Annotated in this window: 23 protein-coding genes; 13 read left to right on the top strand and 10 right to left on the bottom strand. The window is 52.6% G+C overall.

Features of this window, described 5'->3' with window-relative positions:
• Position 1: 1 nt before the first annotated feature.
• Positions 2-3,205 (bottom strand): SusC/RagA family TonB-linked outer membrane protein, encoded by a 3,204-nt coding sequence (locus tag ACFE8Q_RS23890; protein ID WP_375447958.1) that lies wholly within the window; start codon positions 3,203-3,205, stop codon positions 2-4.
• Positions 3,206-3,394: 189 nt separating this feature from the next.
• Here ACFE8Q_RS23890 and ACFE8Q_RS23885 point away from each other — a divergent pair, with 189 nt between their 5' ends.
• Positions 3,395-3,700 carry a rhodanese-like domain-containing protein gene (locus tag ACFE8Q_RS23885; protein ID WP_375447957.1) on the top strand — a complete coding sequence of 102 codons (306 nt, stop codon included), beginning with the start codon at positions 3,395-3,397 and terminating at the stop codon, positions 3,698-3,700.
• A gap of 27 nt (positions 3,701-3,727) precedes the next feature.
• Here ACFE8Q_RS23885 and ACFE8Q_RS23880 read toward each other — a convergent pair whose 3' ends face one another.
• The 3 genes from ACFE8Q_RS23880 to rplS all read right to left on the bottom strand — a co-directional run bounded on the left by ACFE8Q_RS23880 (position 3,728) and on the right by rplS (position 6,076).
• Positions 3,728-4,657 (bottom strand): bestrophin family protein, encoded by a 930-nt coding sequence (locus ACFE8Q_RS23880; protein ID WP_375447956.1) that lies wholly within the window; start codon positions 4,655-4,657, stop codon positions 3,728-3,730.
• Between the two features lie 71 nt (positions 4,658-4,728).
• Complete coding sequence (gene dapF / locus ACFE8Q_RS23875) at positions 4,729-5,514, bottom strand: diaminopimelate epimerase (RefSeq protein ID WP_375447955.1); 786 nt, start codon at positions 5,512-5,514, stop codon at positions 4,729-4,731.
• Positions 5,515-5,692: 178 nt separating this feature from the next.
• Positions 5,693-6,076 carry a 50S ribosomal protein L19 gene (rplS, locus tag ACFE8Q_RS23870; RefSeq protein WP_375447954.1) on the bottom strand — a complete coding sequence of 128 codons (384 nt, stop codon included), beginning with the start codon at positions 6,074-6,076 and terminating at the stop codon, positions 5,693-5,695.
• A 107-nt stretch (positions 6,077-6,183) separates the two neighbouring features.
• Between rplS and ACFE8Q_RS23865 the strand changes: the two genes are divergently transcribed.
• The gene (locus ACFE8Q_RS23865) at positions 6,184-7,686 is read left to right on the top strand and encodes an NAD(P)H-hydrate dehydratase (protein ID WP_375447953.1); all 1,503 of its coding nucleotides are present in this window, start codon (positions 6,184-6,186) and stop codon (positions 7,684-7,686) included.
• Positions 7,687-7,932: 246 nt separating this feature from the next.
• Complete coding sequence (locus ACFE8Q_RS23860; RefSeq protein ID WP_375447952.1) at positions 7,933-8,100, top strand: hypothetical protein; 168 nt, start codon at positions 7,933-7,935, stop codon at positions 8,098-8,100.
• Positions 8,101-8,303: 203 nt separating this feature from the next.
• Here the strand turns inward: ACFE8Q_RS23860 and rluF are convergent, their stop codons facing one another.
• Positions 8,304-9,257, bottom strand: coding sequence for a 23S rRNA pseudouridine(2604) synthase RluF (gene rluF, locus ACFE8Q_RS23855; protein WP_375447951.1), 954 nt, complete (start codon positions 9,255-9,257; stop codon positions 8,304-8,306).
• A gap of 419 nt (positions 9,258-9,676) precedes the next feature.
• Between rluF and ACFE8Q_RS23850 the strand changes: the two genes are divergently transcribed.
• Both ACFE8Q_RS23850 and ACFE8Q_RS23845 read left to right on the top strand, forming a co-directional pair.
• Positions 9,677-9,841 (top strand): hypothetical protein, encoded by a 165-nt coding sequence (locus tag ACFE8Q_RS23850; RefSeq protein ID WP_375447950.1) that lies wholly within the window; start codon positions 9,677-9,679, stop codon positions 9,839-9,841.
• Positions 9,841-10,224: a type II toxin-antitoxin system VapC family toxin gene (locus ACFE8Q_RS23845; protein ID WP_375447949.1), complete on the top strand. Its 384-nt coding sequence runs from the start codon at positions 9,841-9,843 to the stop codon at positions 10,222-10,224. The genes ACFE8Q_RS23850 and ACFE8Q_RS23845 overlap by 1 nt, the downstream gene beginning before the upstream one ends.
• Before the next feature lie 11 nt (positions 10,225-10,235).
• Here ACFE8Q_RS23845 and feoB read toward each other — a convergent pair whose 3' ends face one another.
• The 3 genes from feoB to ACFE8Q_RS23830 form a co-directional block, all read right to left on the bottom strand.
• On the bottom strand, positions 10,236-12,383 hold the full coding sequence (gene feoB / locus ACFE8Q_RS23840) for a ferrous iron transport protein B (RefSeq protein ID WP_375447948.1): 2,148 nt from the start codon (positions 12,381-12,383) through the stop codon (positions 10,236-10,238).
• A gap of 26 nt (positions 12,384-12,409) precedes the next feature.
• On the bottom strand, positions 12,410-12,634 hold the full coding sequence (locus ACFE8Q_RS23835; RefSeq protein ID WP_085410544.1) for a FeoA family protein: 225 nt from the start codon (positions 12,632-12,634) through the stop codon (positions 12,410-12,412).
• Between the two features lie 269 nt (positions 12,635-12,903).
• On the bottom strand, positions 12,904-13,677 hold the full coding sequence (locus ACFE8Q_RS23830; protein ID WP_375447947.1) for a sulfite exporter TauE/SafE family protein: 774 nt from the start codon (positions 13,675-13,677) through the stop codon (positions 12,904-12,906).
• Between the two features lie 51 nt (positions 13,678-13,728).
• Between ACFE8Q_RS23830 and ACFE8Q_RS23825 the strand changes: the two genes are divergently transcribed.
• The 8 genes from ACFE8Q_RS23825 (at position 13,729) to ACFE8Q_RS23790 (ending at position 20,536) form a co-directional block, all read left to right on the top strand.
• A complete protein-coding gene (locus ACFE8Q_RS23825; protein WP_375447946.1) occupies positions 13,729-14,403 on the top strand; it encodes a heme exporter protein CcmB in 675 nt (224 codons plus the stop codon).
• A 124-nt stretch (positions 14,404-14,527) separates the two neighbouring features.
• On the top strand, positions 14,528-15,187 hold the full coding sequence (gene ccsA, locus ACFE8Q_RS23820) for a cytochrome c biogenesis protein CcsA (protein WP_375447945.1): 660 nt from the start codon (positions 14,528-14,530) through the stop codon (positions 15,185-15,187).
• A gap of 169 nt (positions 15,188-15,356) precedes the next feature.
• Positions 15,357-15,623 carry a CcmD family protein gene (locus ACFE8Q_RS23815; RefSeq protein WP_375447944.1) on the top strand — a complete coding sequence of 89 codons (267 nt, stop codon included), beginning with the start codon at positions 15,357-15,359 and terminating at the stop codon, positions 15,621-15,623.
• A gap of 46 nt (positions 15,624-15,669) precedes the next feature.
• Positions 15,670-16,113, top strand: coding sequence for a cytochrome c maturation protein CcmE (locus ACFE8Q_RS23810; protein WP_375447943.1), 444 nt, complete (start codon positions 15,670-15,672; stop codon positions 16,111-16,113).
• Entirely contained in the window at positions 16,110-16,307 is a 198-nt protein-coding gene (locus ACFE8Q_RS23805; RefSeq protein WP_375447942.1) for a hypothetical protein, read from the top strand. The genes ACFE8Q_RS23810 and ACFE8Q_RS23805 overlap by 4 nt, the downstream gene beginning before the upstream one ends.
• Positions 16,308-16,329: 22 nt before the next feature.
• Positions 16,330-18,906, top strand: coding sequence for a cytochrome c biogenesis protein CcsA (gene ccsA, locus ACFE8Q_RS23800; protein ID WP_375447941.1), 2,577 nt, complete (start codon positions 16,330-16,332; stop codon positions 18,904-18,906).
• A gap of 95 nt (positions 18,907-19,001) precedes the next feature.
• Complete coding sequence (locus tag ACFE8Q_RS23795; RefSeq protein WP_375447940.1) at positions 19,002-19,244, top strand: hypothetical protein; 243 nt, start codon at positions 19,002-19,004, stop codon at positions 19,242-19,244.
• 11 nt (positions 19,245-19,255) lie between these two features.
• Complete coding sequence (locus tag ACFE8Q_RS23790) at positions 19,256-20,536, top strand: hemolysin family protein (RefSeq protein WP_375447939.1); 1,281 nt, start codon at positions 19,256-19,258, stop codon at positions 20,534-20,536.
• Positions 20,537-20,608: 72 nt separating this feature from the next.
• On the opposite strand, the gene ACFE8Q_RS23785 is transcribed toward ACFE8Q_RS23790, so the two are convergent.
• Positions 20,609-20,953 carry a hypothetical protein gene (locus ACFE8Q_RS23785; RefSeq protein WP_375447938.1) on the bottom strand — a complete coding sequence of 115 codons (345 nt, stop codon included), beginning with the start codon at positions 20,951-20,953 and terminating at the stop codon, positions 20,609-20,611.
• Positions 20,954-21,092: 139 nt separating this feature from the next.
• Entirely contained in the window at positions 21,093-25,799 is a 4,707-nt protein-coding gene (locus tag ACFE8Q_RS23780) for a translocation/assembly module TamB domain-containing protein (RefSeq protein WP_375447937.1), read from the bottom strand.
• Positions 25,800-25,863 lie beyond the last annotated feature (64 nt).

The raw sequence follows: 25,863 nt of genomic DNA, 5'->3' as shown, positions 1-25,863 counted from the left end.
TTTAAAACGTCAGGTTAATATTAAATCCGTAGCGGCGTGTCGTGGGCGTTTGCAGGTCTGACCGGCCACCGCTGGTAAACTGATCGAGGTCGATGTCTTTTTTCTCGGCGAAGTAGAACAGGTTCCGGCCCACGAAGGAGATCGACGCCTGTTTCATGCCGATGCGGCTGGCCAGTGTTTGCGGCAGGGTGTAGCCTACCACCACTTCGCGCAGTTTGGCAAACGAACGGCTGATGATATTGCCGCCGTCGAAGCCGTACCGTTTGGCGATGTAATCCTGCAAAAAGGCTTTCGTCGTGTTAGGCGCAAACTGCAGTTCGCTGTAGTTGGTCACGTTTCCATCGGCGTCGTAGTTGATGCTGGCCCCGTTGCTCACCTGAACGCCTTCGCCCAGATACGATTTGATGCCTTTGGTATCGTTCAGGCGGGCAATGCCCATTTCGCCCTGAACCGTGTTGATGATCCGGCCACCGGCATACGATTTCTGTTGTACGTAGTCGGAGATGACGCCGCCCACACGACCGTCAAACTGGAAACTGAACGTAACGGCTTTGTAGCTGAACCGGTTGTTTACACCCCACACCCAATCCGGGTTGATGTTGCCAACGAACTGAGCAACAGGCGTTTGTAATGGACGGCCACCAGCGTCATTGACAATCTGCCCGTCGGGCGAGCGGACGAAGGTTTTTGTGTAGTATTTGTCGGTCCGGTCGCCTACTTTGAAGAAAGTGTTGAGCGCCGTTACACCCGGATAAAACTCCTTGAACACTTCCTTGTAGGTCGACCAGTTGGCCAGGATGTTCCAGTTCAGGCCGTTCGGATTCGTCAGCACTTTGCCCGTCAGCGACAGCTCAATACCTGTTTTCTGGGTCTTGATGCCGTTGACCAGTACCGACGAATACCCCGTTGTTTCGGAGATGGGCAGGTTGAAAATACGGGGGCCATCGTCGCTGATGTAGTAGGCTGCATCAAAAGCCAGCCGGTTGTTCAGGAAGCGCGCATCCAGGCCCACTTCGGTCTGCGAGGTGCTGTTGGGCTTGATATTCGGGTTATTGAGGGCGTTGGTGAAGTAAGCCGTTGACGTATTATTCACCGTTAGCGGCGTGCCATAAACGGCTGAGTTCTGGTAGGTAGGCCCATCATACGAGGACGCATACTGCTCGCCATACCCCAGCGACCAGCCCGGCACGCCAATGGTCGACGCCGTCAGGCCGTCTTTCACGTTGGCGTAGGAGGCCCGCACTTTCAGGAACGAAACGGCCTGAGGCAACTGCAGGTAATCGGAGAGTACCGTGCTCATGGCCACCGACGGGTAGAAGAACGTGTTATTGCCCGCTGGCAGGGTAGAAAGTTTATCCATCCGGCCGGTGGTCGATAATGTCACGTAGTCTTTCAGGGTAAAGTCGGCTGAGTAATAGGCCGATAACACGCGCATGTCGGCATTGAAATTGGATAGGACACCAGGGTTGAGTGAGTTGGCGAAGTTATACACGCCAGGTACGTTCAGGTAGTTGGTGCTGGCATAATTCGAGTTGTAATTGTACACCCGAATATTGCCTCCACCCACGGCGTTCACGCTCAACAGCGGGTTGATCCGTTTGTTGTACTTCAGCAGTAAGTCAGTGTTATTGTCGAGCAGGCTGCGACGATCTTCGCGGTAATCGCCTTTCGTTTCCTCACGACCATAGGTGGTAGCCGAGTAAGGTAGTTTCTCGGTCCGCAGCAAATTCCAGGTCGACACCTGGGTACGTAGTGTCAGGTCAAGACCGTCGGTGATGGTATATTTGAGTGATGTCTGGCCGATGATATCTGTTTTGTAGTGGCCCCGCAACCATTCTTTGGCCGTAAACCAGGGGTTGTTGTAGCGTTGGTATTCGGCATAAATCTGCTGCGTACCTTCTTTGCCCGGCTGCCAGTAATTCTTTAGCTGGTCGACATCCCAGTCGGCACCACCCCAGATCACGATGTTGTAAATCATGGAGTTAGGACCGTAGTTCACGTCGGGAATATTAGGCGTATACTGACGGTTTACCTGGATGTCGCCTTCAAACCGGAGCCGGTCCGTGAAGTTATAGCCGGTGTTGACCTTAAACGTGGTGCTGTTCAACTGGGTGTTGGGCACCAGGCCACGCTGGTAGTTGTGCGACACCGAAAAACGGAGGTCGTATTTATCGCCCGAAGCCGATACGGCCACGTTGTTGGTCGAGAGAATTCCCGCCTGCAAAAACCGGGTGAGGTTGTCTTTGCCCCGCGCCACCCAGGGTGTGCCCGTCCGTTTGCCCGTCACGGGATCAACGGGGCTGTCGTATTGTGGAATGAGTTGACCTTCAAACCGGGGTCCCCAGATGTCGTAGTCGCCGTCATTTTTACCGCCGCCTTTTCCATCAACGAATTCATAAACGCCGTGATCGCCGGGGCCGTATTCGTCCTGCACTTTGGGAATAGCCAGAAACCCGTTGTCGACCATCTGGCTGGTATTTACATCTACGGCAAACCCCCGCTTGTCTTTCGTGCCGCGTTTGGTCGTGATCAGGATGGCTCCGTTCTTGCCCCGGAATCCGTACAGTGCCGAGGCCGATGCGCCTTTTAGTACTGAGTACGTCTCGATATCGTCGGCACTGATATTCCAGGTATCCGAGTTGATCGGTACGCCATCGACAACGAAAAGTACATCCGTGTTGCCACGCAGTACGATATTGGGCCGCCGCAACAACTCGGCCGATGCACCGATGGTTAAACCGGCTACCTTACCAACCAGCGAGTTGACGGCGTTTGGTTCACGCGCTTTAATGAGTTGTGCGCCATCGACGGATTGAATTGATACACCTGTGTTGCGCACGTCTTTTTTAATGCCCAGGGCCGTTATGACCACTTCGTTAAGCGTTGACGCCGCTGCGTTCAGCGATACATCGACGGTCGACCGGTTGCCGACGGCTATTTCCTGGGTTTCGTAGCCAATGAACGAGAAAGTCAGCGTCCTGTTGGGGCCAGGTACGTTCAGCGTGTAGCTCCCATCAGCGCGGGTGGTTGTGCCTACTGTTGTGCCTTTTATAATGATCGAAACACCGGGCATAGCCTGCTGATCGTCAGCGGAAATAACCTTGCCGGTAAGCGTGGTTTGAGCCAGCATTGGCCCCGCACAGAAGAGCAGAAAACAACAACTTACTAAGTGCCTGAGTAGCAAACGACGTATAAATACAGTCATGGCGATAAGGATATGGTTGATTCACCACAAAGCTATCGTCATGTTATTGCCTGAGTATTTACTGTCTATTACCAAACTGTGTCATTAGCGACTGCTTGTTAAAATGTACTTAACGATTTCCTAATGCAGTAACTTACGAGGTTCTGCGTTAGCCGAACAGAGGCGAGTCAACTCGTGTTGTCCAGCTAAATGACGTACCCAGCCTATACCGATATGTCACTGCCCGAACTGGACAGTGTACGCCGGCAACCCGGCGCAGTGGTTGTGGATGTGCGCGATGAATGGGAGTTCGATGAGTTCAATATTGGCGGTATAAACATCCCGTTGGCCGACATACGCACCCGCCGTGATGAGTTACTGCCCTACGATCCGATCATTGTGCTATGCACCAACGGCGTGCGTAGCCGGGTAGCCGCTAAAGACCTGCTCCGACAGGCCGAATTTGCCCGAAAGACGGTCTACCACCTGCATGGCGGCATTGTGGAAAGCGAATGAAAGGGCGGGGGGCTACGCTAAATACCTTCAAGTTACAATCACAAACTTGGCTTTTGCGTCCTGCTTCTCATCGTGCGGGAGGTAATACTGCATTAATTCGTGCACGTTGATGCGAATGTTTTTGGAAATCTGGTTGAGTGGCAGATTATTCCGCTCAATGCCAAATGGGTTCTGGATTTCTTCACCGATCAACTCTAGCCCTACCAGTATATACGACACGGCCACAACGGCCGGAATGGTCAGATAGCCGTATTCATCGATGATGATAAAAGGCATTACGAAGATGTACATCAGGATGAACACCTTGATGAAGAAGCTGTAAGAAAAGGGAATAGGCGTGCTTTTGATGCGCTCGCAGATACCAGCTACATCCAGAAAGACGAGTAGCATGGTGCTTAGATTGATCAGGTGCGCGTCGGTGAATAGGCCTTCCCGATACAGGCGTTCGGTACGTACCTGCAACTGAGCCACAATGCCATTGGGTACGTGGTCGTAATGCGTTAACTCACTTAGTTCATCAGCGCCGACTGCTTCCAGACCGTCCGATTTTGTATCATTACGAAGGTGATTTTCCAGCGAAAAAGCGAAGTTAGCGATCATTTTCGTGTAGAATAGTCGATCGTCAGCGCGGTCGGCAGGAATGATTGCGTTCAGGGAAGCGGCCAGATTTCGGCTATTATTGACCAGCGACCCCCAGGCCCGCCGCCCCTCGTAAAACCGGTCGTAGGCGGTGTTGGTCCGAAAAAGCAATAGCAGACTCAGTAAAATACCCATCGTCGACAGAAATTCGGTGGGGGTATTTTTGAGCCGCAGATCAACGAAGTAAAATTCCAGAAAGGTAACGCCTGTGACGTAGGCACCTACCCAGAACAGGCGCCTGAAGAGTGAGAAGGCGGTAGGGCTGGTGTGAAAGTGCCAGATGGCCGGAAACCAGTCATTTTTAGTGTAGGTGATCATCAATCAGTTTGCGGTTTACTGTTTACCCGTACTGGCGGACCGGTGCGGGTAAACAGTAAACCGCAAACTGACTAAAGGGTTATGTTGCCGCCAAACACCCGTTGGGCTGGCCCGATCAGGTAGATATCGGTAAACGAGCCGTCGGCGTGCGCCGTAAACGCGACACGCAGGTTACCGCCGAGCGTACGGATCGACACGGGGCTGGAGAGACGCTGATGGCGGTGCGCGGCCAGTGCTGCGGCCGTTACACCGGTGCCACACGAGTACGTTTCATCTTCGACGCCCCGCTCGTAGGTACGGACAAAGAGGCCGTTTCCGTTAACAACTTCGGTGAAGTTGACGTTGGTGCCGCCGGGCGAAAAAGCGGCATCGTGGCGTAGTTGACGACCCTCGTTGATAACGTCATAACTGGCCAGCCCGGTCAGGAATTTAACAACGTGCGGGGAGCCGGTATTCAGAAAATCATAGTCGGTTTGTGTTTCCGACCGGGTAGGCCAGGCAGGTACGTTGCTCATCATGAGCTTCACCTCTTCGCCATCCACTTCGGCCAGGTGTTCGCCATCAACGGCCAGAAAACGAGTATGGTTCTTAATGACACCGAGGTCATGCGCAAACTTGACAATACAGCGCCCACCATTGCCACACATGCTTCCTTCGGCCCCGTCGGCATTGAAATAGACCATCCGAAAATCGTAGTCTGACTGGTTCTGGAGCAGGATAAGTCCATCAGCACCAATGCCAAACCGGCGGTGACAAAGCTGGGCAACAAGCGACTGATTATGCGTGGGAAACGTATTGTTCCGGTCGTCGATCAGGATAAAATCGTTGCCGGTTCCCTGGTATTTTGAGAAGAGCATGAAAAACTAGTTCAAAGTCTAACGTTCAAGAGTTCAAAGTTACGTTGCCTATAGCCCTGTCACGCAGCCAGGCAGCGCGACTTTGAACTCTTGAGCGATAGACTTTGAACTAGCTTCCTGCATACACAGAAAAGGCTGCCCATGCATGAGCAGCCTTTTCTGTGTATGCAGGAAAAATCTATGCGGCAGCTACTGGAGCTGGTTTCCGGATGATCCGCTCTTTTACACGTGCGGCTTTGCCCTGACGACCACGGAGGTAGAACAACCGGGCGCGGCGTACTTTGCCCAGACGTACTACTTCAATCTTGTCGACGTTTGGCGACAGCACGGGGAAGATACGCTCAACACCCACACCGTTTGAAATCTTGCGGACCGTGAAGGTCTCGCCGTTGGTGTTTGGGTTGCGACGCTGAATGACCGTACCAGTGAAAAGCTGGATACGCTCTTTGCTACCTTCGCGAATCTTAACGTGTACGTTTACCGTGTCGCCGGCGCGAAACACGGGGATGTCGGCACGCCGTTGGGCGTTGTCGGCTTCCACTAATTTAATCAGCTCACTCATGACCGTATTGTATATCGTCAGGATATTTTTTCAAAATCGAGCCGCAAAGATAGTACTTAATTCGTTGTAAGAAAATAGTTTTGCTTAAGACAGCCCCCTTCACCTCTATGAAAATTCTCAACGTTGAACAGATTCGTCAACTTGATCAAGCTACTATCACCTATGAACCTATTGCTCCCAGTCAATTGATGGAGCGTGCCTCGCAGGCATTCGTCGATTGGTTCACGGTTCGTTATGATGCGTTCACACCCGTAAAAGTTTTCTGCGGCCTTGGTAATAATGGCGGCGATGGACTGGCTATCGCCCGCCTGCTGGTTCAGGCTAATTACATTGTCGAGGTATTCGTTGTGCGCTATGCGCCCCGCGAGTCCGACGATTTTGCGCACAATCATCGGCGTCTCAAACTGCTGATCAACCCGCACTACATTGAGAATCCGGGCGACATGCCTACGCTGCGCCAACGTGATGTAGTGATCGATGCTATTTTGGGATCGGGTATTTCGCGACCGGCCGAAGGGCTTGTCAAAATGGTGATCGAGCGAATAAACCAGGCGCCGGCACAGGTGGTTTCGGTCGACATCGCCAGCGGCCTGCAAGCCAATCAGCCCAACCAGCCCGGCGAGGTCACGATCTGGCCTGATCATACGGTTACCTTCGATCTGCCCAAGCTGGCCCTGCTGTTACCGGGCAATGCACGGTCGGTTGGCGAGTGGCATACGGTCGATATTGGCCTCAACCAACGGTTTATCGATCAGGCCCCCACGCCTTATTATTATACAACAGAAGCCGAAGCGCGGCTGTTGTTACGGCGGCGCGAACGGTTCTCGAACAAAGGGTCATTTGGTCATGCTTTGTTGCTGGTAGGCAGTTACGGCAAAATTGGCGCGGGTGTACTGGCTGCCAGAGCCTGTTTGCGGTCGGGCGTTGGGCTATTGACGGTGCAAGTGCCTGCCTGTGGGTACGTTGTCATGCAAACGGCTGTCCCCGAAGCCATGTGCCGCCCCGATGTTGACGAGCGCGTGTTGACGGGGCATAGCGACGTAGACGGCCCCTCATTAACCGACTATGCGACCATCGGCGTAGGGCCGGGTATGGGCAAAGCACCCGAAACGGCCCGTTTTCTGCGGGAGATTCTGACTAATTTTAACAAACCCGTGGTGGTTGATGCGGATGCACTGAACCTGTTGGCGGCCAATAAAGACCTGATCGGTTTACTGCCCGAAAACAGTATTCTGACGCCGCACCCGAAAGAGTTTGAGCGGCTCACGCAGCGTTGGCAGAATGACTACGACAAGTTGGAACTGCTACGCGAGTTTGCTCAGCGTCAGCAGGTTGTGGTTGTGTTGAAAGGCGCCCATACGGCCGTTGCCCTTCCCAATGGAGAGGTGCATTTCAATTCGACGGGTAATCCTGGCATGAGTACCGGCGGCACTGGCGATGTGTTGACGGGCGTTCTTTCGGCGTTACTCGCTCAGGGTTACGACCCGGTAGAAGCAGCCGTATTGGGTGTTTTTGCGCATGGGCAGGCCGGTGACAGGGCAGCGCAGGCACGCGGACAGATCGGTTTAACCGCTTCTGATGTAATCGAAAGCCTGAACTGGGCGTGGTAATTCATGCACAAAAATCTATAGAATCTGTAGAATAAATTCTACAATTACGTAGTACTGTTTATTGGGAAAGTGCCGGTTACCATAAACCGCTGAATAAGTCTAACTCACATTGGGCCAGCCGCAAACGCCGTTAAATCAGCTACGTAGATACACGTATGCCCGTAGCGTAGTTTCGCGCTAAGGAGTCTGTTAAAGAGGCACCAATTTTGTGTAACAACAAGAACATATTCTAAACGGACACCCAAGATGAGTAACTACACACAGCGCGAATGGCGAATGAGCCAATCCAAGTCAAAGTCATCATCGGCTGATTTAGGTCAGACTGCTGCCCTGGGAGGTGCTACTATGGCTCTGTTTGCCTACATCATCTATCACTTTATCTACCCACTCATCGCTAAAGGGCTGTTGTTCTAGTGATGATCTTCCTTATACTGAAGAAGGCCAAACTCGCGAGGGTTTGGCCTTCTTCAGTATAGGGGGTCTTCTGCTTTATCATAGTGCCAGATACGTGATCAAGGCCGGGGTGTAGGCGAGTGTAGCCAGATCATCCTTTCACTAAGTGTCCACATTTGAGCGGTGAAAACGGCTAAACGAAACTGGCAGTCCGTAGCGTTACTCTATCGTTTGCTACGGCGGCCGTTCTTCTGCTCTGGCTTACTTCTTTCAGTCCGGCTGTTTGTCTTCTTTTGAGCCGGCTTGCCCAGGCGGGACTGTGGTGGCGGGGTGGCCACTTGCTTTTTGAGCCCGGCTGTTCTGGGTGAGCCGACTGTTTTCGCCCCAGTTGTTCTGGTGGAGCCTATAGGCTTCTTCTTTCTGGGTGCCTGATCTCCCCTGAGCTTTTTCTCGTCCAGACCAGTTGATCCTTCCAGTAGGCCATAAATAATTTCCTTTTCGCTATCGGTTAAATCCCGCCAATCGCCAACGGGCAGGCCCTTCAGGTTAATGTTCATGATCCGAACCCGCTCCAGCTTCGTTACCTCGTAGCCGAAATGTTCGCACATTCGGCGAATCTGCCGGTTCAATCCCTGAATAAGTGTGATCCGAAAGGTGGTGGCGCCTTCCCGCACTATTTTACATTTCTTGGTGATGACGCCCAGCATCGGAACCCCGTTGGCCATGCCGGTAATTACCGCGTCGGTCAAGGGTTTGTTTACCGTCACCACATACTCCTTTTCGTGTTTGTTGCCGGCCCGCAGGATCTTGTTGACCAGATCGCCGTTGTTGGTCAGAAAAATAAGCCCCTGCGAATCCTTATCCAGCCGACCAATTGGGAAGAGCCGTTCACTGTGGTTTACATACTGCACAATGTTATCGCGCACGTTTTCTTCGGTGGTAGAGGTTACCCCCACCGGTTTGTTCAGCGCAATAAGAAATACGTTATCACTATCGCGGGGTTCCAGATTGTTTCCGTTCACGCGCACACGGTCATTGGGTTTCACCTGGTCGCCAATCACCGCTTTGCGCCCATTGATGAACACAACGCCCTGGGTAATAAACCGGTCTGCCTCTCGCCGAGAGCATAACCCGCTTTCGCTGATGAATTTATTCAGTCGTTTTGAGCTTTGCTCCATTTGGCTTCGATGAGTTAACGGACAGAAAGGAAACCGTGGTGCCCAAACCCCGGCACCTGGTTAGCTAACCGCTGTTTCTGCACGGTGTGGTAGCCGTAGGAGCTGATCCAGTTAGCTTGGATTTGGATGCTCCTCGCCGCTACAGGAACAGAAACAGGCAAAGTTAACCTACTTACAGGAATGAACAACGTGGGTTAAGAGTGAACCCAATGTAACACTCCGCCGCTTATTACCGCAATACCAGGTAGGTGATCAGGGCTGATGCGTAGGCCAATACGCTCATGTAGCCAAGCTGCACCATCGGCCATGTCCAGCCTTTGGTTTCCCGGTAGGTGGTGGAAAGCGGTTAGCCAAGAATCAGGTACGTTGATTTTTTGTAGCTTTAAGTGCTTTTTTACGTAAACAACAGTTAACCGGCTATGGTAATCCGATTGAAAAAAAATCCGACGCAAAAGCAACTGAAAGAGGTATTAGGTAAAGTGAAAGTAGCGCCAAAACCATTTGACATTAGCCGGTTTGCTGGTGCATTGACGTGGGGGAAAAATGCAGTTGAGTTCCAGCGTGAACTACGGAGCGACGATTGATGAGGCAAGACCTGTTCTGTGACACTAACGCCCTGATTCGTTTTCTGGAAAATGATGAGACTGTTGTAGCCTTGCTGTCGAATAAACGGTTGGCTATTTCTGTGATTACAGAGATGGAGATGCAGTGTAAACCTGATATCAACGCTAATGAGCGCACGCTCATCCGCGAATTTCTGGCCTATTTCGATATAATAGAACTGACCCCCGCTATCAGAGAACGAACTGTTAAAGTCAGGCTTTCCACACGGTTGAAATTAATGGACGCTATTGTTGGTGCTTCAGCGATTGAGGCAGGAATCCCGCTGGTGACGGCTGATGAAAAGTTCAGTAGTCTCCGAGGTGTGGATGTGATTATGCTACCGGAGCGATCGGGAAATTCGTAGCACTCACTATCCTACCGCAATACCAGGTAGGTGATCAGGGCTGATGCGTAGGCCAGTACGCTCATGTAGCCAAGCTGCACCATCGGCCATGTCCAGCCTTTGGTTTCCCGGTAGGTGGTGGCGATCGTGCTCATGCACATCATGGCAAAGACATAAAACACCAGTAGCGACCAGGCCACGGCGGGGGTATACATCGGGCCGCCTGTGTCGGGATTGCGCTCGGCCTTAAGCCGTTGGCGAATCGTGGTATCATCGCCAGTATCACCTGCGCCGAGGCTATAGATGGTCGACATTGTTCCAACGAAGACTTCACGGGCAGCAAAAGAAGCTAACAACGCCACACCGATTTTCCAGTCGTAGCCGAGCGGTTTAATGGCTGGTTCGATGAAGTGACCGAAATGACCGGCATACGATGATTCGAGGCGTTGGGCGGCAATGGCATTCTCGATCTGATCGGAAGGCTTACCCACCATCGAGGAACGTACCTGGGTTTCTGCGTCGTCCATTTGGGTGCCGGGGCCGTAACTGCCAAGTACCCAGAGCACAATGGAAATGGCTAAAATGACGCGGCCTGCTTCCCAGACAAACGACCGGACGCTTTCCCAGACTGTCAGGCCAACGTGGTTCCAGCGAGGCCATTTGAAGGTGGGGAGTTCCATCACGAACAGGCTCCGTTCCTTCGTTTTTAAGATTTTCTTGAATACCCAGGCCGCCGCCAATGCCGAAACTAGGCCGAGCAGGTAAAGGCTCATCAGGGCCAGACCCTGCATGTTAAACAGGCCCAGTACCCGCCGGTCGGGCACAACCAGCGCAATCAGGATGGTGTAGATGGGCAGGCGGGCCGAACAACTCATCAAGGGCGTAACCAGGATGGTAATGAGCCGATCGCGGCGGGAGCCGATGGCGCGGGTAGCCATGATGGCGGGTACGGCACAGGCCGCCCCGGAAATCAGCGGTACCACGCTTCGTCCGTTCAGACCAAATTTGCGCATGATCCGGTCCATCAGTACCATCACCCGCGACATGTAACCCGACTCCTCAAGCAATGAAATGAGCAGGAACAATAAGCCAATTGGCGGAACGAAGACCAGAATGCTACCGATGCCGGCCAGTACGCCATCTGTCAGCAAGTCGGTGAGCGGGCCATCGGGGAGGCCGTCTTTCAGGCTACCGTTTAGCCAGGCGACGCCTTCGTCAATGGCATCGACCAGGGGAGTTGCCCAGGAGAAAATGGCCTGAAAGACCAGCAGCAGGATCAGCGTGAAAATAACGTACCCCCAGATAGGGTGCAGCAACACGCGATCAATGCGCTGACTCCAGGTGGACTGGCCAACCGGGCGGCTGTCGGTAACGGCATCGGTGACTACGCCAGAAATAAGCTCGTATCGGCGTATGGTTTCACGTACCTGGAAAGCGGGTTCGCTGAACTCGTACTTCGCAATCAGTTCGTCGAGGCCTTCACGCTGCGGTCTGTTCAAAAACGTGAATCCGTCGTGCTGAATGACGTATTGAAGAGCCAGGTAATTATTCGTCAGGTTGTACCGCTGCTTTGTTTCCTCCAATAGACCTACCTGTTCACCATGCACAGATTCGGCTAATACGGGGTCGGTTTGAGGATCAAAAAAAAGCGTTTCTGACAAAACAGGCTCTTCTAACTGCTGAATGATGGCCTTCTTCAGCAAGTCCATGCCGTCGCCGGTACGTGCATTGACCCGCACAACGGGAATACCCAGCCGCATCGACAGCCGAACGGCGTTGACTTCCTGCTGTTGCTGCCGCGCCACATCGAGCATATTTAGTACCAGCACCACCGGAACCCGCAAGTCCATAACCTGTGTGAATAGCAGCAGGTTACGGCGCAGATTGGAGGCGTCGAGCACGACCACAGCCACATCCGGGTAGTCGGGATGAGCGGGGTTAGCCAGAATGTCGGTAACGATTTGTTCGTCGGGTGATTTGGGGTAGATCGAGTATACTCCCGGCAGGTCGACCACAGTGGCCTCTAGCTGAGGCGTCAGGCTGGCGGTGCCCGACTTTTTGTCCATCGTCACACCGGGGAAGTTCCCGGTTTTCTGACGAAGACCTGTTAACTGATTGAATAGGGAAGATTTACCGGCGTTGGGGTTTCCAACTAAAGCCAATACGGGCGACGTTTCCAAGGTAACACACGACCCGGAGGGCCGTTCTACTCAACAATAATTGTGGCGGCTTCGGCCCGGCGCATAGACAGGCAGTAGCCCGACACGTTCAGGCAGATCGGGTCGCCCATCGGGGCTTTGCAGTGCAAACACACTTCCTCGCCGGGCAGGCAACCCATTTCGAGCAACTTAATCGAGGCCCACTGGTCATTGAATGACTTGATGCGGGCGCGTTCGCCGGGTTTTAAATCAGCAACAGTACGATTGCTCATGGTGTCTTTATTTAGACTTCATTTAAACAAACGCAAGATTACGGCGAAAAGTTGAGATTTCCAGAAAATTGCGTCAACCCATTCTATGATAAAAATCATATCTCTGGATGATAGGTACGCGGATTGGGCAGATGAAACGGATTAACGCAGATTTTGGGATTTCAAATGGATTCGTGGTCTCGAGCAGATCCAATTCATTTTAATCTAGAATCTCCGAAAATCTGTTTCATCCGCCCAATCCGCATACCCATTCAAAGCATGCGTTCGTATCAGCTTCGGAGCAGATCATAGGCGAAGCGCAGGATGGTGGCTGCAATGACGCACAGGAAGAACACACGGATGAACCCGTTTCCTTTGAGCAGGGCTAATCGCACGCCCAGGAAAGAACCCAGCAGGTTAGCAATGGCCATCGGAATGGCTACGGCAAAGAGCACCATGCCTTTACTGACGAAAAAGCAGAGGCTGGCCAGATTGGTTGCCAGATTGACCCATTTGGCATGCGCACTGGCCCGCAGAAAGTCGAACCCGAGCAGACTAACTAGCCCAAGCACCAGAAAACTGCCGGTACCGGGTCCGAAAAAGCCGTCGTAAAAACCGATAACAATAGCCATCAACACCACCCGGATCAATTGCTGGCGGTGGTTGATGGTTCGTTCTACATGTTGGCCAAACTCGGGTTTCAGGAGCGTATAGATGAATATGGTGATCAGAATCACCAGCGCCAGCGGACGCATGAACGTGTTGGGTACGTGGGTCAGCGTCCAGGAGCCGGTAAGTGCCGCGCCGAAAGCGGTGATGGCCATCGGGAGCAGCAACGACCAATGAATGGTGACACGCCGACTGTACTGAACGGCGCTCAGCAACGTACCTACCGCACTGGGAATTTTGGTGGTGCCAAGCAACGTCGGAATCGGGTATTGCGGTAGGCTAAACAGAATGGCGGGCGTTTGAACCAGTCCGCCACCGCCAACGATAGAGTCGATAAAGCCAGCCAGGAAAGAGAAAAAGCAGAGGGTAAGTACCGTAATAGTATCAGGCGTCATGGCCGCAAAAGTAGGGGCGGTTTGGGCATTGTGGCGTATTTTTGCGGTCCTATGCGTGAGTCGTTGGTGCAAATCGGAGCGTTGGTCGGCAAAGAGTTTCGGCTGGAATGGCGGCAGCGGTATGCCCTCAACGGCATGTTGCTGTACATCGTAGGGGCAGTTTTTGTCTGTTACCTGAGCTTCAACGCCCGTCGCGGTCAGTTAGCGCCTATTGTCTGGAACACGCTTTTCTGGCTGATTCAACTGTTTACGGCCATCAACGCCATTGCCAAAACATTTGTGCAGGAACGGGCCGGGCGGCAATTGTACTATTACACCCTGGCCAGCCCGCAACAGATCATCGTCGCCAAGATCATCTACAATACGGGCCTGATGCTGGTGCTGGCGTTGCTGGGTTTTTCAGTCTACGCGTTTGTGCTGGGTGCCCCTGTCGACGATGTGCCCTTATATATAGGTAGCCTGTTGCTGGGTGCTGTTGGGTTCGCGGCCTCCCTGACGTTGGTAGCGGCCATTGCGGCCAAAGCAGAAAATTCGGCCACGCTGATGGCTATCCTGAGCTTTCCGGTGATGTTACCTTTGCTATTGCTACTGCTGAAAGTAGCTAAAAATGCAATGGACGGCCTCGACCGGTCGGCCAGTAGTGATGAACTGTTAACAATACTTGCCATCGACGCCATTGTCCTGGCACTTTCTTACTTGTTATTCCCGTTTTTGTGGAAGAGTTAGTAAAACGTCATTGATTGTCATTTATGGTCATTAGTTGTCATTTGTTGTTCTTCTGATTTGACATTTACTGACAACATAATGACTGTATATGACCACGAATGACCATTTAATGACTACTAATTATATGAAAGCAAATTGGTGGAAGGCCCTGGCGGTCATCATTTTAACGTATACGGTATTCTGGGGCTTACTGGGGCCAACGCCCCGTCAACCCATCCTGAACGAGAGTATTCGCAACGTGTACTTTCACGTACCGCTCTGGTTTGGCATGATCACGCTCATGTTCACGTCGTTGGTCTTTGCCGTCCGCTATTTACGAAGTGGCGATCTGGGCCATGACCTGATATCGGTTGAGTTTGCCAATACGGCCATTTTATTTGGGATTCTGGGGTGTGTCACCGGCTCAATCTGGGCGAATTACACCTGGGGCGATCCCTGGCCAAATGATCCAAAACTAAATGGAGTTGCGATCAGCATGATGCTCTACATGGCGTACCTGATCCTACGTGGTGCGTTCGACGATGAGCAGCGACGCGCCCGCATCTCGGCGGTTTACAACATCCTGGCCTTTGCCGTATTCATTCCGCTGATTTTCATTCTGCCCCGAATGACCGATACGCTACACCCCGGCAACGGCGGTAATCCGGCATTTGGTAAGTATGATATGAACAGCCAGATGCGAATGGTCTTTTATCCGGCAATCATCGGCTTCACGCTGCTCGGCGTCTGGATCACCCAACTCAGGGTACGGCTCCGCCGTTTGCAACTTACGCTGGAAGAGTAACACGGGCTTTAGCCCGTAGCCTCGTAGCCTGTTACCAGTAACCCGCTAAACCTAGTGCTGTCAGCCTACGGCCTGAAGCCCATGTTACACATAAGGTTTAGCGACTAATGGAATAAATCGCACCGTATCTTTGTTGAAATATAGAGAGGCATCGCCTCTGACCAACCGCATGACTCGCTCCTTTTTACCCCGCTTCAGCCTGTTACTTACCCTCTTGCTGATCGCGCAAACAAGCATGGCTCAACAGACCGTTGAGATGGCCGACAAACTCCGGGCCGACGGAAAGATCTGGGTAGTCGTGACCGTTATTGCGGCGGTATTTTTCGGTATCATCGTGTACCTCGTTCGGCTCGACAGTAAGATCGGGAAGCTGGAGCGGGAGGTTAAAGACAGTCAGCGGAACGCGGGCAAAACTACAACAACCATTGCCCGGTAACCCCGCTCTACGGGGCAGGCTTTACCTGGCACCATTTAGTTAACACATGAAACTTTCACACATTATCGGCATTATCGTTATCGCGGTGGCCATTGGCATTGTGATAACCTCCTATGGTGATTCAAGCTCATACGTCACCTTCGGCAAGGCCATGTCGATGGCCAAAGAGGGCGACGAGGACATGGTACACGTGGTGGGCAAATTGAAGAAAGACGCCTCTGGTAGAGCAGAAGGCTTGTTTTATCAGCCCCAGCTAGACCCGAACCACTTCGAGTTCACCCTCGTCGATAACGAAAACCATGTTCAGAAATGCGTTTACAATAGCCCCAAGCCGCAGGATTTCGACCGGTCTGAACAGATTGTGGTGGTAGGTGCTATGCGGGGCGATCATTTTCAGACCCAGAAAATCCTGCTCAAATGCCCTTCGAAGTATCAGGACGGTAAGCTGGAAGAAACCGAACACGAAGCCAAAACAACGGCCAAACTATGAGCTTACAGGAAATCGAAGTAGCCATGCAAGCGTTATCCATTAACGAGCTGGCCCAAGTACGTGACAAAGCCGTAGAGTTGTACCAGGCTCGCTGGGACGAACAACTGGTAATTGATATGGAGTCTGGCCGGTTAGATGCCTGGATTGATGATACAAAGCAAGACACACATAAAGGAGAAACCCGTGAGGCGTGATCGCATCACCAGTTAACATGTTATGAACGAATTAACCATTGGTAATACGGGTCACCTGTTCGTTATCCTGTCGTTTGTAACGGCACTGGTAGCCACATTTGCGTACCTGAAAACGACGCTGGCAACGTACCCGGCCGATGAGAATCACTGGAAACGGTTGGCTCGCGGGGCGTTCTACATTCACGGTGTGGCGGTTGTTGGTGTGGTTGCCTGCCTATTCTCGATCATCTATAATCACCGGTTTGAATACCAGTATGCCTGGAGCCACTCGTCGCTGGCGCTGCCCGTTCAGTACATGATCTCGTGTTTCTGGGAAGGGCAGGAGGGAAGCTTCCTGCTCTGGCTGTTCTGGAACGCAGTACTGGGCATTATTCTGACCCGTACGGCTGGGTCAACCTGGGAAGGACCCATGCTCACGGTCTTTGCCCTGGTGCAGGCGTTCCTGGCGTCCATGATTCTGGGTGTCGTTTTTGGGGATGTGAAAATAGGTTCGTCGCCGTTTTTACTGCTTAAAGATTCCATGCCCGACGCGCCGGTGTTCACCATGAACCCCAATTTTATTCCTCAGGATGGAAAAGGTCTGAACCCACTGCTCCAGAACTACTGGATGGTAATTCACCCGCCAACGCTCTTCCTGGGATTTGCCCTTACGCTGGTGCCATTTGCCTACTGCATTGCCGGTCTGTGGCGTAATCAGCCCCTCGCCTGGATTCGTCCTGCGCAACCCTGGATGCTGGTTGGCGGCGTTATTCTGGGCGTTGGTATCATCATGGGTGGCTACTGGGCCTACGAAACGCTGAACTTCGGCGGTTACTGGAACTGGGACCCAGTCGAAAATGCAGTCTATGTACCCTGGCTGGTTATGGTGGCGGCCATGCACACCATGCTGACGGCCAAACGCAGCTCGGCTGGTCTGAAAATGGCCATTATCCTGACGGTAGCTCAGTTTCTGCTGATTCTTTACTCAACCTTCCTGACGCGTTCCGGCATTCTGGGCAACGCCTCCGTACACTCGTTTACCGACCTGGGTTTGTCGGGCCAACTGCTGGTTTATCTGCTGGTGTTCGTCGTGATGGCCGTAGCCCTGATGGCGGTGAAGTGGAAGCTGATTCCCAGTGATGAGCAGGAACTGTCGATCTACAACAAAGAACTGTGGCTCTTTTTAGGAGCTATCGTACTGTGTCTGGCTGGTTTTCAGGTGCTCTCAACCACGTCGATTCCAGTATATAGCAAAGTGGCCGAGTTGTTTGGTAAGGCGTCTAATCTGGCCATGCCCACCAATCAGATTGCTCATTATAACAAGTTTCAGATCTGGTTCTTTAGCCTGATTGCCGTGCTTACTGGCGTTGGCCAGTATATCTGGTGGCGTAAAGCAGGTAAGGACAACCTGAATACGTTGATGACACCGCTGGTACTGACGCTGCTGGTCAGTGCGGCCATCATTGGCTTTGGCGGGGTGAAGAATCCGATCTACATGGTCTTTCTGACCACGGCCGTATTTGCCATCATGGCCAACGGCGCTATTCTGCTGGGCGTATTGCAGGGAAATTACCGGTTATCGGGCGGTGCTGTAGCGCATATGGGCATGGCCCTGATGCTGATCGGTATTCTGTTCTCATCAGGCTATTCAAAAGTTACGTCGATCAACAACAGTGGTTTGCTGATCTCGAAGTCGGAAGAATTTACCAAAGACGATAACAAGGAGAACAAAGAGAACGTCTTGCTCTGGCTGAACCAGTCGGAGCAGATGGGCGGCTATCAACTGACCTATCGCGGCCAGAATGTGGAGGTGCGCGATATGCCTGGGTACGTTCCGCGTAAGGCCGTTGAAGTAATTGAAGGTGATTTCCGGGGCATTGCGCAGGAAGATCTGACGCAGAACGGGAAGCTGTATCACAAGAAAGGCGATACTGTGGCGCTCTATCCCGAAAACATCTATTACGAAGTGGAATACCGCGAGCCGGATGGAAAGGTATTTTCGCTGTATCCGCGGGCGCAGGTCAATGAGCGGATGGGAACGCTGGCTTCGCCCGATATTCGCCACAAAGCAGGGCGTGATCTGTATACATTCGTGTCGTCGGTAGCTGACCCAAACGCTGAGACAATTTGGGGTAAGACCGAAAACTACTCGATTGCCATCCGTGATACATTCTTCCTGAATGACTATGTGGCCATTCTGGACAATGTGGTCAAGACCACCGAAGTGAAGGGCATCGACATGAAGCCCAGTGATGTTGGTGTGAAAGCTCAGGTACGTGTGCTTTACAAAGGTCGTGAAGTAGTAATGCAACCGGCCTTTGTCATTCGTGATGGCGCTATTGCCAGCCCCGCCGATATTTCGGATGATCTTGGTGTCCGGCTTCAACTGAAGACCATTGATCCGAAAACGGGTCTGTTCACGTTTGCTGCCAATCAGACTCAGCGCGATTATATCGTGATGAAAGCATCCGAAAAGCCACTAATCAACCTGCTCTGGATCGGAACGCTGGTGCTGGTCGCTGGCTTCCTGATGGCTATTTTCCGCCGTTACCGCGAAAACCGGAAGATGGACGGGAAAGCGAAGAAAGAAGCAGGCAAGTCAGTTGTCAGTTATCAATGATCAGTTATCAACGTACCCAGCTACCAGATCAGTTATCAGTATACCGCAAAGTATACAGGTATATTGATACCTGTTCATTGTAATTGTTAACTGAAATGAAACTCCGCGACACCCTATTTATCTGTGCTTTTATTGGAGCGTTACTGCTCTGGATACTCGAAATCCGACGCGTAGGGTTCTCAGGCAGTTACGACCTGCTATTATTGGCGGTCGTTTTCCTGTTCGCGTTTCAGTTTTTTCGGATTCGCGACCAACAGAAAAATAAAGACGTTTCGCCAACAATTAAGCAGATGATTGACAAACGGAAGCAGGAAGCCCAGAAGAAAGGGAAGAAGTAGCAGCGCTTTATATGACCTATTCTCTCTTATTCGGTGCTCTTTTTGCGTTGATTGCCACCGGCATTTTTGCGGCTGTCGAAACGGCGTACTCATCGGTAAACCGGCTTTATTTTGATCTGCACAGTAAGCAGGGGCCTTTGGGCGAAAAGCTGGTGTCGCGCTTTCTGAAAAACCCGATCCTGTTTGTTGGCACCACCCTGACAGGCAATACGCTCTTTCTGGTGCTGTATGCCGTGCTGGGCGTAACTGCCTTGAATCCGTGGCTGGAGGCATTGCTACCCGGCGATTTCGACAGTCCGATTGCGTTGCTGGCCATCGAAACGCTGATCCTGACGCTGATCTTTCTGCCTTTTGCCGATTACCTGCCCAAGAGCCTGGCGCTCATTCATCCCGATGCATTTCTGGAAAAACTGGCTGTTCCGCTCTGGGTTATTTATCAGGGTATTGCGCCGCTGGTGCGGGTGCTGGTTGGTGCGGCCCGGCGGTTTAATAAATACGTGCTGCGGCAAAACGTAGCTGAACTGCGCCCCGTTTTTGGGCTCACCGACCTGAATAACTACCTGCAACATCTGAACCAAAGCCCGGCCGATGCCGAAGAAGACGGGCAGGTAGACGCCAAAATATTTAACAACGCCATTGGTTTCCGCGACGTGCGGGTACGTGATTGCCTGGTGCCGCGCACCGAAATAGCCGCCGTAGCCAGCGACGAAACTATCGATGAACTCCGGCTGGCTTTTCAGGAAAGCGGCCATTCTAAAATTCTGGTTTATCGCGACAGTATCGACGATGTAATTGGCTACTGCCACGCCCTGGGCTTGTTCACAAAGCCTCAGCAAATCGAGGACATTCTTCTGCCGATCCTCACAGTACCCGAAACTATGCCCGCTCAGGACATGCTGATCCGGTTTCTATCGGAGCGGAAAAGCATTGCGCTCGTCGTGGATGAGTTTGGGGGAACCGCCGGTATGATCACCGTAGAAGATATTGTGGAGCAGATCTTCGGCGAAATCCAGGATGAATACGATGTCAACGAAGACTGGGTAGAACAGCAACTCGACGACCGAACGTACCTGCTGTCTGCCCGCCACGAGATCGACGATTTGAACGAAAAATACGGATGGGAATTGCCCGAAGGCGATTACGAAACCCTCGGTGGCCTGATCCTCTCCATCAATGAAGACCTGCCCAACGTAGGCGAGGTGTTCGACATGGGTCCTTACTCATTTGTCGTTGAATCCGTACAGGGAACGCGTATTGATACCGTTCGGGTCACGGTAGGGCGCGAGAAGTAAGCCGTTAGCCAAACCTATAAGGTTTATAGTTTCAAGAAACCTTATAGGTTTGGCTAACGGCTTAATGCATCGCTATAACTGCTCGGCGAAGAGGCGTAGTGAGGTGGCTACGTTTTCGAGTTTATTGACGGTTTGCTCCTGAATAGCTCCTCCCTGCGTTAGCTGGGAGACGTGGTCGGCCAGGGTCATCAGCAAATCACGAATACGCTCCGGGTCCGGTTTGGCAAGCTGCAACTGTCCGTTCAACTCCTTTAGCCTGGTTTCAATCCGTTCGGTAGAGGCGGTTCCTTCAAGTACTTTCAGCCAACCGTTGATGATCTTCACCCCATCGGTGGGAGAAATTGCTGAGGGGTCGTTTTCGCCAATGATGTTGGTCGTTTGGTCAAACAGGCGTTGATCCAATGCGTGTGAAGCCATGATTTGTGTATTAAAAGACGTTGAGTGATATTGATTTTCGTAGCAGTAAAACCCGATCTTCCGCCGTTTGTTTCCCCCCGAAACGATTAACGAGCCAACGAAAGGAGACTGGTGCCGTAACCCAACGGCGATCAACTGCTTACTGATTGCCCGAAAGATCGGCGGTGGTGGCGGGTGGCGTTGCCAGCGGCTGTGTACCCGTAGTGGGCGGTGCGGGCTGCTCAGGCACAGGAATACCGGGCTTCACTTCTTTAGGGCCGCCAAACAGCAGCCGGTTGAACGACCGGGTGTACAAGACACTTACGCCACCACTGGTTGTTAGCGTGGCCGAACTGAGATTGAGCGATCCCAACGCGCTTTGCTGATTGCGGTTATACATCTTGGCACGCAGCCGTCCGTCGGGCGTAAGCCAGTATTCCAGCGTCCATTCACCGAGCAGGCTGGCCGCACTTGCCTGACTTTGGCCATAGGTAAATCCGCCATCGCGGCTCACGCGCAGGCGGTCGTTGAGCAGCCGGTACGAGACGCGGAGTTGCAGGTTATTGAGCAAATTATCGCTGGCCTGTGTCCCCGTTGCCGAGCCCAGTACATTTCCCAGCGACACGCCGACGTTCAGCTTTTCATCCACGTTGGAGAATAACTGACTTAATCGGTTCGATACAATTTCGCCCAGGGCATTACCAACTCCACCTTGTACATCCTGGCTAAATAAATTAGACCCTTCCGGAATCAACTGATTGAAAATCAATAAGCTGCTTACCTGCTTGGTCAATTCCTGATCATTACTTTGCAACCGGTTCTCAAACGCCGTGACCGCCTGCCGAAACTCCGACGAAGCGGGGTACTCCTTTACTTTCAGGTCGAACCCAACGTCGGGGGTAGTCAATTGGCCGGTCAGCTTGATGAGCAGATCAACCGGGTAGCGGCGAGTACGGTCAGGTGAGTTGTTCGTTATGTTCGACGACGTACCTGACGTGGGCAACAACGCGCCCAATGCCGTAAACTGGGTATAAGCCGCCGTTACGTCGATCAGGGCACCGTAGGGGTCGCCGGTCCACGTGATGCGGCTGTTGGGTCGAATGGTGAACTTCTTGTTCAGCAGATTCTGAAACGTGAAGGTATAATCGCCCTGTGTGATACCATACGTACCTGTCATGGTGAAATCGCCCTTTGTGTCTACGTTCATGGCAATGCGCCCTTCACCGTAGGTACGTATGATATCACCCGACTGCCGGTCGAACTGCACTTCGCAGTACGCATCGGGCGTAATGTCGAACTTGAAATCCATCTTGATCCCCGACAGATCGACCGACTGATGGACACTGTCTTTGGCGGCGGTGCGGCGGCTGGCAAATTCGATGTAGTCCTGCTGGCTTACCGTGGCGGCTCCGTCGAGTGGAATGTAGATGCGTGTGCCTTTGTTGCTCCGCATGTCGGCCTGCACCGTCAGGTTATCGAGCGGACCAAATAATTCAGCTTTACCCGTTATCACCGCTTGCCCGTAGAAAACATCGTTGTCTTTCGCGCTGGTATTCATGATGCGGAACTTCTGCAAATCGGCATCGAAACCAAGCTGGAAAAACTTGAAATTGTCGTGGTAAACGCCGCCCCGAATAATGGCTGTGTTTCCATCTGCATCACGCAGTACCATGCGCCGCGTAACAATTTCGTTATCCCCGAAGAAAATGGTATTATCAAAAAACAGGTCTGCTTTCAAATAATCAAAGGTGGTGCGCCCTTTCCTGATGTCGACCGACCCGCTTAAAACCGGCACCTTAGGCGTGCCTTTGATCGCTACCTGACCCACCAGCGTACCACCGAAATTGGAGAAAATCCCCTTCGTAAATGGCTCGGCCAGTCGGAGCTCGGTATTGTTGAACTGAGCCCGTAAGGCTAGTGAGTTCGCCTTTAAACCCGGCGTATACGTACCTGTGAGCGTGAACACATCGGTCTGGTCACGGATGAGGCGGGCATCTACATTAACGCGCTGATTGATTGGGTCGTACGCGCCTGAGCCAATCACGTCGCCGATAACGGCATTCTCGTAGGCAAGACCCGTAACATTCAACTGGCTTTCGATAATCGCTGATTTATAGAGATTACGCAGTTCGACCGTGCCATTCAGAACGCCGCCCAGATTCGTGTTCAGAACGGGATTAAGCGAACGGAGCTGAAAGCTGCGAGCCGCCAGATTGAGCCGCGCCGACGAATCGGCCGATATATTGCCCGACGCCGTGACAAACTGGTTCTGGTTGGAAATGGTCACGTTCTGCAACGTGAACTCATTACCCACCATCCGCACCAGACTAGCTGGGTTCAATGTCCAGTCGGTGTCCAGCAGCCGTAGTTTCGACTGGCGGAAGGTAAGGTCGATGGCGTCGCCTTTAAAGCGCAGTTCCCCGTTTAGATCAGCCTGATTCGACGTACCTGTCTGGGCAACGCTACTCGTAAAATCGATATGGTCCACATCCCAGGAAGCATCGATGTTGAGGTTCTGGGTGGGGGCCAGCCCGCCTAATTTCTGCCGGGCCGACGAGAGCACCGCCGACGCCAGCACTTCCTCTGAATTAGTGAATTTCGAGGTAGTCAGGTCCAGTTCGGTTGGGCCAAAGGCGTAATCGGCCACCCGCAACGAGTCGGTTGTTACATTGGCCGTGATAAACTGCGTATTGTCCGCGTTGTAGCGCCCAACCAGCCGGGTCCCAGCGGCTACATACGCAGGCATGTTCAGGAAGGTTAACAGCGGTCGAGCGTCCCGAACAGACATCAGGTAGTCGATATGGTAGGGAGCAGGCTTCTCGCGAAGCGACCGAACCAGCTTTTCTGCATAATAGTCTTTACGGCCAGCGGCATCACCGGCAAAGTAAAGTTTGTACTCATCGGCGAGCCTGGCCAAATCGGCAATGGTGCGGTTAGGCTGGTAATTACCCTGTAGCCGTGCCGACAGAAAATCAGAGTCGATGTTCAGATACCGGCTTTGTGCGCCCTCAATAGTCGACACCACCGAGAGCGTATCGATGGCCAGGTTACGGCCGTTCAACGTCAGAAATGCATTGCCAAAATGAGCATTGCCGGCTAACTGATCAACCGAATTGCCTTCCAGCACCGCATTTATATTCGTGCTGATGGTCAAGGAGTCACGTGTGTAGCCAAGGGCGCGTAGGTCGGCTTGTTGCACGGTGCCCCGTACATCAAACTGATTTTTAGAGCCACGCAGATCAAATTCACCATCCAGGTTCAGTTTGGCGTTGGGGTCGCGCAGGGCCACATGACCATTGAAATACGCTTTTTGCAGGTTGCCGTGAACAACCAGGTTTTTATAATCGTACCCGCCAAAACCAACCCGCGCAAACTGCCCGTCAACATCGGCCTGGGCGCGGCTGATATCCGTACCACGGCCTGCCAGGCGGCCATGCCCATCAATTGCCTGCAACGTACCCGGCGTGGATTCGCCTGGCTGGCCAATCAGTTCACCTACCTGAAAATTGTCGGCTGTCAGATCGGCTTCGTAGGTTGTCTGGTCGGGCTGATCGGCGATTTTCAGTTTGAGTTTTCCCGCTACCCGGCCCAGCGCCGAACTAAACTGACCATCCGTTGTAAAGTCATCGAAGGCACCGGTGAAATTGGCGTTGAAAGCCAACGTACCCACTTTGGCCATTGTCTGGTTGAAGGCGGGATCGGGGTAATACTGCCGGATGTCGGCCATAGTTACCAGCGAAGGCTTAAAGTGAAGGTCTACCAGCAGGTGATCCATGTCGGGTAATCCTTTGAAGGCCAGATCACCAACTAACCGACTGCGCCCCTGCGGACCAAAGCGCAGATTCGTGTTCACCAGGCTCAGATCAACCACGCGCCCACGCAGGTTCCCGCTCAGAAACCACGTTTCGTTCAGGTTCCGAACGTATTCGCTGAACGCTCCCAGATCGGCCGAGCGGATGATGCTATTGCCAAAATTGGCTCGTATGGCCACCTTCGTGTTGAAATCCCCCATATCGCTCTGGGTGTTATACAGAAAGGCCACATAATCGCGGATCACGGAGTTATTCACCGACATATACAGGTTGGCAAACTCCATTTTCCTGGACGAATACATGAATTTCGTGTCCATTCGCTTCACGGTCAGGCCCGTTTGCCGATCAACGGTGCGCAGCTTGGTCACGTCGAGCGCAATGGTGTCGCCCAGGACCAGGAAATTGGTTACGTCGCCGTTGATGGCCGAAAGCCGGAGGTGGTTGTAATCGAAATCTTTCGGATTCTTCATGTACGCCTCGCGCGGGTCGTCCATTGAAAAAAAGCCATCCACCACCGCCACCTTGCCAATGGTGAAAGGCGCGTGCATGTCGCTATGTACGTTGATGGTAGCGGGATCAGACGTGAGCCGTTCAATGGCCGAAATGAAATCGTCGAGGTTCAGATCGCCGGTTTTGGGGCTGTAAATGAGCTGTACGTTCGGCTTGTACAGCACCACTTCGTCCAGATGGGTAGCACTGGTCGGCTTATGGAGTTGAGCGCCCGGTTTCAAAAAGAGGGTCGTCAGCCACTCGGGCAACGGGGTGAAATCAACAAAATTGCCGAGGTTATAATCGACTTCCAGCCGCCCTATATTAATCATGGGCCGGTTCTGGTAATCCCGAATCCGGACATCCTCCAGCGTCAGGGTGTCGAACCATTTGATCGATGCCTGCCCGATGTTCACCTGCATGCCCAGCTTTTCGGTTGCCCACTTAGCTGCGCGCTGTACAATATACGTTTGTACGGGCGGTAACTGCAACATGACCCAAAGCGTTACAAAAGCCAGAAATACCAGCAGTATCGTTTTCAGGAGTATGTGAACAAATGACCGCATTAAGGGTGATAAGGGTAGGGCAGATCGGGTTGGCTTTTTTGTTTCGACCAAAAACGAGCCTCAT

Source organism: uncultured Fibrella sp. (assembly GCF_964250085.1).
Classification (GTDB): Bacteria; Bacteroidota; Bacteroidia; order Cytophagales; family Spirosomataceae; genus Fibrella.
The sequence above is the reverse complement of the archived record's forward strand: the minus strand, read 5'-3'. Positions and strand labels throughout refer to the sequence as shown.

Bases quoted from the DNA above. Each gene is read 5' to 3' on its own strand.
- ACFE8Q_RS23890 (WP_375447958.1), bottom strand. From the start codon at position 3,205: ATGACTGTATTTATACGTCGTTTGCTACTCAGGCACTTAGTAAGTTGT.
- ACFE8Q_RS23885 (WP_375447957.1), top strand. From the start codon at position 3,395: ATGACGTACCCAGCCTATACCGATATGTCACTGCCCGAACTGGACAGT.
- ACFE8Q_RS23880 (WP_375447956.1), bottom strand. From the start codon at position 4,657: ATGATCACCTACACTAAAAATGACTGGTTTCCGGCCATCTGGCACTTT.
- dapF (WP_375447955.1), bottom strand. From the start codon at position 5,514: ATGCTCTTCTCAAAATACCAGGGAACCGGCAACGATTTTATCCTGATC.
- rplS (WP_375447954.1), bottom strand. From the start codon at position 6,076: ATGAGTGAGCTGATTAAATTAGTGGAAGCCGACAACGCCCAACGGCGT.
- ACFE8Q_RS23865 (WP_375447953.1), top strand. From the start codon at position 6,184: ATGAAAATTCTCAACGTTGAACAGATTCGTCAACTTGATCAAGCTACT.
- ACFE8Q_RS23860 (WP_375447952.1), top strand. From the start codon at position 7,933: ATGAGTAACTACACACAGCGCGAATGGCGAATGAGCCAATCCAAGTCA.
- rluF (WP_375447951.1), bottom strand. From the start codon at position 9,257: ATGGAGCAAAGCTCAAAACGACTGAATAAATTCATCAGCGAAAGCGGG.
- ACFE8Q_RS23850 (WP_375447950.1), top strand. From the start codon at position 9,677: ATGGTAATCCGATTGAAAAAAAATCCGACGCAAAAGCAACTGAAAGAG.
- ACFE8Q_RS23845 (WP_375447949.1), top strand. From the start codon at position 9,841: ATGAGGCAAGACCTGTTCTGTGACACTAACGCCCTGATTCGTTTTCTG.
- ACFE8Q_RS23835 (WP_085410544.1), bottom strand. From the start codon at position 12,634: ATGAGCAATCGTACTGTTGCTGATTTAAAACCCGGCGAACGCGCCCGC.
- ACFE8Q_RS23830 (WP_375447947.1), bottom strand. From the start codon at position 13,677: ATGACGCCTGATACTATTACGGTACTTACCCTCTGCTTTTTCTCTTTC.
- ACFE8Q_RS23825 (WP_375447946.1), top strand. From the start codon at position 13,729: ATGCGTGAGTCGTTGGTGCAAATCGGAGCGTTGGTCGGCAAAGAGTTT.
- ccsA (WP_375447945.1), top strand. From the start codon at position 14,528: ATGAAAGCAAATTGGTGGAAGGCCCTGGCGGTCATCATTTTAACGTAT.
- ACFE8Q_RS23815 (WP_375447944.1), top strand. From the start codon at position 15,357: ATGACTCGCTCCTTTTTACCCCGCTTCAGCCTGTTACTTACCCTCTTG.
- ACFE8Q_RS23810 (WP_375447943.1), top strand. From the start codon at position 15,670: ATGAAACTTTCACACATTATCGGCATTATCGTTATCGCGGTGGCCATT.
- ACFE8Q_RS23805 (WP_375447942.1), top strand. From the start codon at position 16,110: ATGAGCTTACAGGAAATCGAAGTAGCCATGCAAGCGTTATCCATTAAC.
- ccsA (WP_375447941.1), top strand. From the start codon at position 16,330: ATGAACGAATTAACCATTGGTAATACGGGTCACCTGTTCGTTATCCTG.
- ACFE8Q_RS23795 (WP_375447940.1), top strand. From the start codon at position 19,002: ATGAAACTCCGCGACACCCTATTTATCTGTGCTTTTATTGGAGCGTTA.
- ACFE8Q_RS23790 (WP_375447939.1), top strand. From the start codon at position 19,256: ATGACCTATTCTCTCTTATTCGGTGCTCTTTTTGCGTTGATTGCCACC.
- ACFE8Q_RS23785 (WP_375447938.1), bottom strand. From the start codon at position 20,953: ATGGCTTCACACGCATTGGATCAACGCCTGTTTGACCAAACGACCAAC.
- ACFE8Q_RS23780 (WP_375447937.1), bottom strand. From the start codon at position 25,799: ATGCGGTCATTTGTTCACATACTCCTGAAAACGATACTGCTGGTATTT.